This is a genomic window from Bartonella sp. AD13SXNS (assembly GCF_042196465.1).
Classification (GTDB): domain Bacteria; phylum Pseudomonadota; class Alphaproteobacteria; order Rhizobiales; family Rhizobiaceae; genus Bartonella.
Window position 1 is genome coordinate 103,511 of the sequence record NZ_JBHIQI010000006.1, and the last position, 7,419, is coordinate 110,929.

A 7,419-nucleotide genomic window follows, 5' to 3' on the forward strand; every position below is an offset into this window, starting at 1 on the left:
TGAGAAATGCAAGAGCCGTACAACGGAAAAAAATATGCAAATGCTTAATACGCGTTTAGCTTATCAAAAAGGGGGATATAATGGCACTTTTTCCATTTTCTATTGCTGATATTGATGATCCTGAATGTATTCGTGTGGTTCTTTATGCTAGCGGAAGAATGGGACATGCTCCTTTAAACGCATTGTTGAAGAAAGCATATGAAGATATTACAAAAATTTCAAAGCGTATGGATGCTTTAGAAAAAAAATTAAATGCTCTAGATCTTACCAATGTCGAACAGAAAAAAAATGAGAAAGAAGAGAAGCAAGACAGTATTAATAGTGTTGTGAGTGGTGGAATAACGACATCAAACAGTTTTGTGAGTGCACCAGAAATTAAAACAGAATCATCGTCCGCTGGAGACATCGTTTTTTCTTCAATATACGATGCGCCAAAAATAGACTACAGCTCTTTTATTTCAAAATTTACAGCACATAAGCCGCTAGAAATACACAGTAGTGTTACTCAAAACATCAGTGTTGAGCATTCTAGAGAGATTTCTTCTTTGTTAGATAAGGAAAAATAGAATAGAGTGATCATAACAATATGTATGGGGTGAAGCTATAGATCAGATAAACCTAATTTATATCTTCGGTGGAGCCTGGAATTGCACTTTGTTTGAGATGTTAAAAAATGGTAAAAATTGATAGAGAAGCGTTGTTGCTGGATAAGTTGATCATGCGTTGTTGGGGAGAGTAGGGCGCATTATTAAAATCTATGGGCAAGCCTTTAAAGCCTACAAAGAAAGAAGTTTTGCCTCAGCAGAAATGCATGGCAAAAAAATTGCAAAAAATAAAATCTTGCAATACTTTGAAAAAGCTTTTGGATAGGGCGTTTGATGATCGTAAATCTATAAGAAATTTACTGTTTTTACGCTTTTTTAAAGAGAAAAATAGCCGTTTGTCGCCTTTTTAATTGCTCAAAAGCCTCATAAAAAAGAAAGTGTATTTGCCAAAATAGATTAACGCGGGGGAGAATATCTATCATTGAACTTTCTTATAAAAAAGAAAAATGGTGGCTTGTTGGAGAAGGCTTGAGGGCTAAAGGTGTGCTTGTTTTTTTATCAGACAGTGGACTACAAGTGCTTGTTTATTTGTCTTATCTTGTGATGCTGTAAAATTATGCCATAAAACACCCTCCTTTGAGGTGTGGTGATATTAAGTTGCTTTGATACAAGTGTTTTTTGGGCGTGCTGAATATTCAGAAGGGCTTGTTTTTCGGATCTTAAGTTTAAGGGAATCACATGCGTGGGAAGCTAAATGAACCCCGCTAGAATCCGGACTATTGATAGATCTGATTGGCTGAGGAATCTTCATTTTTTGAAGTGGTGGACGCATGTCAAGAAAAACCAGATTTTACAAATGTAAAAGAACGGGGTTTATTATAGCGATGTACTTAAACTATACGTTTGCTCTTGGATTATATTGAGATAAAGATACGAAAGTGTTTTGATTTATTTGATACGTTTTGATTTTAGAAAGATCGTTATTACAAAAGACTCCTTTCAATACGAAGGCATTATGCTTGATATGGTTAAAGCCATAAGAGAGGCAAGAAGCTTTTTTCATTTAAATGAATGAAATAAAAAAAGGCTGTTATCCCTCATTATTTATACTCTTTTTGGATAAGTTTTATAAATATAATTAAAAAGCTTGCAATATTATACGTTTTGTGTATAAGTATTCATTATTGATTTCTTTTGTATTTTATTTAGTTATATCTCTATTCATGAGCCGCGTCCTTTAAAGGCGCGGCTTTTTTATTGTCTAGAAGCCAAGGGTGCTATGTCGTTGTCATTGAGGTGGCTTTGGATATTATTCTTATCATTATATTTTGTGTGTTCTTTTTGTTGTGAAATTTCTAAATTCTTATGCGTTTTTTATTCCAATAGGGAATCAAAGCAAAAATGTGTGTGTGTGTGGGCAGTTTTCGTTTCTTTGCATTGATTATCATGGGGACTGTGGAAGAGTAAAAAATAATTTTGTTACTCTTTGATGGAGAGAGATAAGAGAGCGATGCGTAAAATGGGGGCGCACGCGAGGGAGTATTCTTATCAATGCCAGATGACCCAAAATGCATATGTGTTTTTAACAGAGTTTGTAGAAATCAATCAGAAAAACCATTTTTTCTTTGTGTAGCCTCTTACCATTAATAATCTCTTCCGGTTGTCACCACTGTTCTTTGAGGGGCGATGATATAAGGCGTGTAAGATTTTATACATAAGGTGTTTGTGTGGGGTGAATATGATGGACGTTTGTTCTGTAGGGATTCATATAAACGCACATGAGGGTTTTTGTTCGGTGTTTGATGGCTTTTGGGGAGGTGGTGCTTTTGTCCATAACGCCTCATGAAATATCGCTTGTTGAGGGATGGTGATAGAGATCACATGCGTGGGAAGTCTAAGAGAAAAAGCCTAAGGGAGGAAGAGCCTTAAGGGGAAGTCAAGGGGGGAGCCCCAAGGAGAAAGACAAGTAGATTTCTCCTTAAGAGTAGCCTCATTGTTTACAGATCAGTATGGATGAAGAATCTTTGTCTTTTAAAGAGGGGGGAGAAAATGATAATCCCTCTTTTTTCATAAAGGGGATGAGAAAAGTTTTTAACAAGAATTTTATACGATAAAAGAGAGCCTTTTGATATAAGAGTCTTGATCGTTTGCCGTTATAACTTGTATTGTGTACACAGATACTTCTATCATTTTTTGCTGTAAAAGCTTCTTTAGGGATGTTAAGGGATGTAGTCTTTATGGAAAAAAGAATCCGCGCAAGGCAAAATGCTTATTTCAAAAGATTGTATCGCAAGATTGCTTTTGTTTGCATGATACTTTTTTGTATAGTGATTTTGTGTTTTGCTGTTGCAAAGGCGGTCAATTATTTTTCTTCTCATCAAAAAATAACACAGCAAGCGCCTGTTGAATTGGCTATTCCTGTCTTTGATCTGCGTGTGTATTGCAAGGAAATTTCTGCTTCCGTTATGCCCGAGATGAAAAAAGAAGTTTATCAGCACTGCCTTAATTTAGAAAGTGAGGCCTATTTTGCTATTCGTGAAATGTGGGATAAGCTTTCTGATACTGCAAAAAAACAATGTTTGACGATGGTACGACCGGGGGATGGAAATTATTTTCTCTTACGAGATTGTTTTCTCAATGAAAGAGAGAATAAACAAGGTAAAAGGCGCAATTACTTTTAAGTTTTTATACGGAAAGTTAAAAGATTGCGAAATTGGATGAAAAGATAAAAATTCCTGATTATTACCTGCTTCTATACTAAGAGAAGAGTGATTTATTTATCTTGTTGTACCGCACTTTCTTTAAGGTACAATGAATTGATTTATATGGATAATTTAGCAATATTCATATTGAATTAGAGACCTGAATAACGTAAGGTTCTCTTATTTCAAACTTGTTTATCTTAAAAACAATCAGAATCACTTGCTTGTTCGTTATAAGTGAGGCTGGTGTGTGGTAAAATTGTATAAGATAAGGATTAAAAATGCCTATAATGAACCATCCTAAGTGCCAAGGGCTATAGCAACACCTACGATCTGGCAAATATAATGATGGTGTGGAGACATAAGGCATGTATACCTTCTTGAAATATTGGAGTGTTCGTGCGTGGTGAATCTTCGTCGATTTATTGAATCTTTCGTTTAAATGAATCACATGCGTGGGAAGCCAAGGAAAAAGTGTTTGATAAGAATTCGGATTGTTTACAGACAGACGTTGGTTAAGAGTCTGCGTCCTTTGAGGGCAGGAGTCAATAAACATGAACAAACAAGAAAGAAATCTTTCTTTGAAAGGCTATAAATATTCAAGGCTACTCCATACCTCAAATGCTATGCTGCGGTTATATATGCTGGGTTTAAAAATGTGCTTGTTTTTATAATTTCGGTTTTCTTATCAGAAAGTAGAGGAGAGGAAATCCGTTATGCTCTTCTTAATTTATAAACTTTAAAGGACCATTTTTGGGGGGGAAGAATCTGATTTTTAGAGCAGTGTGACATATGGGTTGTTTTTTCTCATAAATTGATGTTTTTTATATTTAAATATTTAGCTTTTAGGCTCAATTTGTTGTCAATCAAACGATTTGATTCCTTTAAAAATTTCATGGGATTAAAACAAAAAGGGATCATATTGTTGGTCTGTTTTGGAAAGAAGATTGATTTCTTAGTCATTATAGGGCTTGAATAATGCTTCATCTTAATCTATCTATAAAGACTAAGAGGTTTTGTGAGGCGGTCGTGGATTATCGCTCGCAGGGGGTTGCTTTAGCAGTGAAAAGAGGCTATATATCATAAAATCAAGAGGTTCGTGCAGTGACTCGTTGGGATATAAATGCTTGTGAGTTAAAGGCATGAGGGGGAAGAAAATATCAGCGTTTTTAGGAGCGGTGGTTTTAAAACAGAAAAGGGAAGCTTTTATATTTTCTGATGGGGTTTCTCCTGTGTCAGGTATGGTATATGTGTGTTCTCCTTTTTGTTTTCCACAGGATAATTATTTTTTTTAGTGAAATATGGTTTATTTAAAAAAAAACACTTGGCATTTTACGTGAACATCACTAACTTTCTGCTGGTTGACAGAAAAAAAGGGAATTTTTGATTTACGATTTCCCTGCTGTTTTGTGATTTTCAAAAAAAATATATGTTTTTATCAATATCAGTAGGGTTCATTTGAGTGAAATAAACACGGATAGCTTGATAACCGTATGGTAAATGTGATCAGTATTATCAAAAATAGTGCAATGAAGAAGAGTCAATCAGGATATACACTCCAAAAAAGGGATAAAAATGAGGCCACAACAAAATAGACGGGTACGCGGTCGCAATAATAACAATAATGGTAATAATAATCGTCGCGGTCCTAACCCGTTGTCTCGTAATTATGAAAGTAGCGGTCCGGATGTTAAAATTCGCGGAAATGCTCAGCAAATTGCCGATAAATACATAAGCCTTGCGCGTGATGCACAAGGTGCTGGTGATCGTGTTATGTCAGAGAACTATCTACAACATGCAGAGCACTATTTGCGTATTATTTTAGCGGCAGCGGGGCAAATGTCTCAATCTGTTCGGTGTGATGAGAATCGTGATGAAAACAACGAGCAAGAGTACAGCGAAATAAACACTGAAGGTGAAAAAAAAGATGCTGTCGAGTGCAAGACAAGTGATACAGATATATTACATGATACAGACGTATTACAGATGCCGTCGCAAAAGAATGGGAATGGCCGATATGCCAAAGCGCAAAATGGGGATGCGCGTGAAAATGCTTTAGAGGCTCTATCGGATGAGAAAACGGATCAAGAGCACTGTCGCACTGAGGAAAAGGTTGAACCTGTCAAAAAAACACGTCGTTCTCTCCGTCGACGTACTGTTCGGACTCAAGACGAATCATCTCTTGAGCTTTCACTTGCAACGTCAGAAAGCTCTAGCAATGGGGATGCATCAACATCAACAGAAGAGGTTTCTTCTTTGCCTGGATTAGGTGAGGGGATACAGAGAAAAATCCGTCGTCGTCGTGTGGTGACACCTTCAGCAGAGGAAAATGTTTAAACCTCAAGAATGCTGTGTAAGCGCTTGTGGTGATGTTGTTGGTATGCATGATGGTCAATTGTATATGCTCAAGCCTCTTGTACTTTTTTGAATTTTCATGGTTAATATCGGAAACTGAACAAGGGAGCCGGCAGAAAAGGTTGTCTCTTTACTGGGCAATAGGTAAAGGGGATACAGAGGAAACCATTTGTGTATTTTTTAGAGGCGTTCTTTTCTGAAGAACTGATTTCTTTGTTTATTCGCACCTGTGTTTGATATCTCTCAATGTATTCAAGACCATTTCGTGACGGTACCCATGAATGCTGTAATATCAGCCATGTTTGCTTAATAAAAGGTGCAAGTTGGGCATTATTGCTTTCATTATCAATGTTGCAAGCTTTTCTTTTGGCTTTTGAAATCGTTTATAAGAGGTATTTTTATTCATGCACTTTTTGCTGTGATGTGTGAGGAAATGATTTTAATGAACTTCATCCATGAATAGAGTTGAAATGAGAGAATCTTACGGTATTTGAGGCGCTCGTTTGGCCTGAAAATAAATGGTTCTTATAAATCAATATGTTGAATTGTTGTACTCAAGAAGGTGTATTCCTTACACGTTCATTTGAGTTTTTGTAGGAAATATCCGTTTTCTTAAGAATGAGGATGCATTGACTAAAAGGTTGCTCCTTCATCTCAATGAGGTGAGGGGATATAGAGAAAAATCTACCGTTGTCCAAGTGGTCGCATCTTGAAACCGAGGAAAATGTTTAAATCTTCAGGGGTGCTATGTAAGCGCTTGTGGTGATGTTGATTTGCTTAATGAGGCATGGTCGTTGATACTTCTTGTGTTGTTTCAACAGAAAGAACGGAGACCAGTGCACCGGTGTGGTAATTATAAATCATAAATTTTGTTTGTCCATCAGGGGTTAAAATTTTCAGTACAATATTGTGTTCTGAGAGGCTTTGCGACAAAATTTGTGTTTTTTCCGGTAAGGAGAGCGTATAATGGATAACGTGTGGATTTTTGCTGAGAGAGGAAGATAGCTCTGTTTGTTTTGGCGCTGATCCGGTTGCGATAACTTTATAAACAATTAAAAACAGTACGGTTAGAATAAGGAAAAGCGTTATTAAAACGGAAATAATCATTAAACCCATAAGTTTTTTTCTTACTCGTTCTACAGCAGGGTCTAAAGGGAGATCTTGAGGCAGAGAATTTTGCTCTGTGTGATGGTCTTTTGAAGGGTTCATTCGCTTATTATCCATCATGTCTTTCATTGATTATTTTTTGAGATCTGATTGGGTTTATGCTTTTAAAATTTTTTGTGCAAGGGGTTTGTGGAGGAAGAACGGACAAGAGGAGGCGAAGTTGGTAAAATGTCTTGTTTGTGGTCTTTAGATCTCTTGTCATTGACGTTTTGACTTTTAAGCAGGAAATTTCCATGGTTTGTTACAGACCAGATCAATTTTACTTCTTGTTGATGTAAATTGAGGTGTACGTTTATGCATTGGGCAAAAATTTGTTGTCCATAAAAGGCAAATTTTTTTGTGGATGGTACCATGGCTTGTTCACATGCTTGAGCTGTTGGGTAAGTTTTAACCATTGTATTGTTTGAATAGCAACTGTTAAAATCATCCGTACATGAAACCAATAAGAGGATAAAAACAAGGGGATTCATAAATTATTTTCCAAATGAAAGGTTGACGGCATGGATCTCAATTTGTCAGCCTAGGGGCTTCTTCATTGTTAAACATTTTCAAAGTTTTTTAGTTCCCAAGCGCAGTTCCCAAGCGCAGTTCCCAAGCGCAGTTCCCAAGCGCAGTTCCCAAGCGCAGTTCCCAAGCGCAGTTCCCAAGCG

General features: G+C 36.6%; 6 protein-coding genes. 4 read left to right on the forward strand and 2 right to left on the reverse strand.

The window, feature by feature from the left end:
- Window positions 1-80 precede the first annotated feature (80 nt).
- The 4 genes from ACFIMQ_RS05900 to ACFIMQ_RS05915 all read left to right on the forward strand — a co-directional run bounded on the left by ACFIMQ_RS05900 (window position 81) and on the right by ACFIMQ_RS05915 (window position 5,584).
- Window positions 81-566: a hypothetical protein gene (locus ACFIMQ_RS05900; protein ID WP_375615966.1), complete on the forward strand. Its 486-nt coding sequence runs from the start codon at window positions 81-83 to the stop codon at window positions 564-566.
- A 245-nt stretch (window positions 567-811) separates the two neighbouring features.
- A complete protein-coding gene (locus ACFIMQ_RS05905; RefSeq protein ID WP_375615967.1) occupies window positions 812-955 on the forward strand; it encodes a hypothetical protein in 144 nt (47 codons plus the stop codon).
- A gap of 1,827 nt (window positions 956-2,782) precedes the next feature.
- Entirely contained in the window at window positions 2,783-3,226 is a 444-nt protein-coding gene (locus ACFIMQ_RS05910) for a hypothetical protein (protein WP_375703587.1), read from the forward strand.
- 1,596 nt (window positions 3,227-4,822) lie between these two features.
- Entirely contained in the window at window positions 4,823-5,584 is a 762-nt protein-coding gene (locus ACFIMQ_RS05915; protein ID WP_375615969.1) for a DUF4167 domain-containing protein, read from the forward strand.
- Between the two features lie 795 nt (window positions 5,585-6,379).
- Here the strand turns inward: ACFIMQ_RS05915 and ACFIMQ_RS05920 are convergent.
- Both ACFIMQ_RS05920 and ACFIMQ_RS05925 read right to left on the reverse strand, forming a co-directional pair.
- The gene (locus ACFIMQ_RS05920; RefSeq protein ID WP_375615970.1) at window positions 6,380-6,829 is read right to left on the reverse strand and encodes a hypothetical protein; all 450 of its coding nucleotides are present in this window, start codon (window positions 6,827-6,829) and stop codon (window positions 6,380-6,382) included.
- Window positions 6,830-6,873: 44 nt separating this feature from the next.
- On the reverse strand, window positions 6,874-7,239 hold the full coding sequence (locus tag ACFIMQ_RS05925) for a hypothetical protein (protein WP_375615971.1): 366 nt from the start codon (window positions 7,237-7,239) through the stop codon (window positions 6,874-6,876).
- Window positions 7,240-7,419: the final 180 nt, after the last annotated feature.

Excerpts from the sequence above, each read along its gene's own strand:
- ACFIMQ_RS05910 (WP_375703587.1), top strand. The coding sequence starts at position 2,783 with ATGGAAAAAAGAATCCGCGCAAGGCAAAATGCTTATTTCAAAAGATTG.
- ACFIMQ_RS05915 (WP_375615969.1), top strand. The coding sequence starts at position 4,823 with ATGAGGCCACAACAAAATAGACGGGTACGCGGTCGCAATAATAACAAT.
- ACFIMQ_RS05925 (WP_375615971.1), bottom strand. The coding sequence starts at position 7,239 with ATGAATCCCCTTGTTTTTATCCTCTTATTGGTTTCATGTACGGATGAT.
- ACFIMQ_RS05900 (WP_375615966.1), top strand. The coding sequence starts at position 81 with ATGGCACTTTTTCCATTTTCTATTGCTGATATTGATGATCCTGAATGT.
- ACFIMQ_RS05905 (WP_375615967.1), top strand. The coding sequence starts at position 812 with ATGGCAAAAAAATTGCAAAAAATAAAATCTTGCAATACTTTGAAAAAG.
- ACFIMQ_RS05920 (WP_375615970.1), bottom strand. The coding sequence starts at position 6,829 with ATGATGGATAATAAGCGAATGAACCCTTCAAAAGACCATCACACAGAG.